This window comes from Pseudarthrobacter sp. NamB4 (genome assembly GCF_005796185.1).
GTDB lineage: Bacteria > Actinomycetota > Actinomycetes > Actinomycetales > Micrococcaceae > Arthrobacter.
In genome coordinates this window covers 1-237 of sequence record NZ_VAHM01000052.1, presented here as the reverse complement: position 1 = coordinate 237, position 237 = coordinate 1, and the positions used below count along the sequence as shown (strand labels likewise).

Sequence of the window (237 nt, the reverse complement as noted above, 5' to 3'; positions counted from 1 at the left end):
GTCCCCGTGGCCCTGGCCACCAGTCCGGCCACCTTCGCCTGCACCCCTGCGGCGCCGGCGAGAACGTCCAGGCAACCACCGGCCAGGCCGGCCAACGGATCAGCCTCCGAAAACGCCTCCGGACCCGAACCGTCCAGCTCAGCATTCAACACGGCAAGGGCAGCATCGATCGCCGCGAAAGCCCCCGCCACTGCCGCTTTACCCATACCAACATCATCCCAAGGGGGTCAGACATTC

The 237-nt window shown here is 67.1% G+C and carries 1 pseudogene; it reads right to left on the bottom strand.

What is annotated here, in order from left to right:
* Positions 1-206 (bottom strand): annotated as a pseudogene (locus FDW81_RS18000) (endonuclease); the annotation flags it as partial.
* Positions 207-237: the final 31 nt, after the last annotated feature.